A 1354-nucleotide genomic window follows, 5' to 3' on the forward strand; every position below is an offset into this window, starting at 1 on the left:
CGTGCTGAGCCCGCGGCAAGCGGCGGATGCGGGTGTAGGGCGCCKCTKCTGCGCTGTGGTTGCCRCTGATYAGGGCTGCCACATAGGCGGGATTCACATCKTCCGGCCGGGCATCGCCATGCAGGGCGTGGGCTTCCGTCCAGCTGCGCACCACCTCGGAGCCCACCGCAAACAGGGGTTGGCGATGGAAGGCATCSGTTCGGTAAAGCCCCGCGGCCAAAGGCTGGGGATCGSTGCTGGGCAGGTGCAWGGCCATGGCTGCGGCTGGGGATCAGAACTGGGTKAGGGGCGCACCAGCGCCAGGGCTGAGCCCAGGGGTGTARAGCYGGCCGSWCTGSGGATCTCTGAGCCAGGCATGGGGCACCTTGCGGCCATCACTGAACTTGCTCATGCCTAGRTGSAGCTCATTGGCCACGCCAATCAGATCCARCAGCAAYCGCCCGCTCAGCGAACGGCTCAGGCAGGTGCTGGCCCAGCCGGCGCGCCGGCAGCGAGTGCGCATCAGCCAAGCCATGCGGCTACGCCAGAGCTGCTGCCGGGCTGGGGCGAGCTGCAGTTGCCAGCGTGTCCAGGGGCGCCGGCGGGCCAACCCGATCAGCCTTGGGCCTGGCAGCARTTGGATCAATAGCCAGATGCTGTGATCCAGCAGGCATAACAACCCGTAGGCAAACAGCCTGGTGGGCCAGCGCAGCAGCGGCCTCATGCCGGTTGGGCTTCCGTGAGCATGCCCCGCTTGAGCGCTTCTGCCACAAAAGCTTCTGTCTCATGGCGGCAGGTCTCAGCATCCACGGCGTATCTCGCTTGCAGGTTGCAGATCAGCTCTTCCAATTCGGCTGGGGCATCGAGCAGGTTCCAGATGCTGGAACCGGTGCCGTTGAGGTTGAGATACTCGGCATTTTCCGGGTTGAACAGGCACATCTCGCCGTCCAGTTCGGCCGCGCAGATCTCGGGGTTGCGGCTGAGGGGCACGGGTCTCTTGCGAACATGGAGATCCTCTCAGGGATTGAGCCTGGCCTCAAGGCTGCAGGGCTGCTGCATTTAGCCGGGCAAACAGTTGGGGCACCAGCAGCCCAAAGCCGCCATTGCCCTCCAGCAGCAAGGGCTCGGGAGAAGCGGGAATCCAGTCCCAGGCCACCTGGTCAATGGCTGGCAACCGCTGGTGCATGGCGGCCGCCGCATCCAAACAGGCACGAACACACACCGGAGCACCGTTTTGAAGTTGTTGTGTCCATCGAGCCAGAGCGTCCTGTTGGGCCGCCGTTAAAGCCTCCCCGGGGTTCGGCAGGCTCACGCCATCTGCACTTATGAAGGCAACTGCGCCTTCGCACAAGGGCACCTCCAGCCATGCCTGCCG

The 1354-nt window shown here is 64.6% G+C and carries 4 protein-coding genes; all 4 read right to left on the reverse strand.

Features of this window, described 5'->3' with window-relative positions:
* A partial coding sequence (locus C7K08_RS14155) for a hypothetical protein (RefSeq protein WP_133165321.1) occupies positions 1-256 on the reverse strand: 256 nt, incomplete at its 3' end.
* A 15-nt stretch (positions 257-271) separates the two neighbouring features.
* Positions 272-703, reverse strand: coding sequence for a lasso peptide biosynthesis B2 protein (locus C7K08_RS16980; protein WP_106501140.1), 432 nt, complete (start codon positions 701-703; stop codon positions 272-274).
* A complete protein-coding gene (locus tag C7K08_RS14165; protein WP_106501141.1) occupies positions 700-969 on the reverse strand; it encodes a PqqD family protein in 270 nt (89 codons plus the stop codon). Before C7K08_RS14165 ends, C7K08_RS16980 begins: the two co-directional genes overlap by 4 nt.
* A 46-nt stretch (positions 970-1015) precedes the next feature.
* Positions 1016-1354 (reverse strand): hypothetical protein (locus C7K08_RS14170; protein WP_206603880.1); only part of this gene is annotated, 339 nt, incomplete at its 5' end.

It is taken from the genome of Synechococcus lacustris str. Tous, from assembly GCF_003011125.1.
Taxonomy (GTDB): domain Bacteria; phylum Cyanobacteriota; class Cyanobacteriia; order PCC-6307; family Cyanobiaceae; genus Synechococcus_D; species Synechococcus_D lacustris.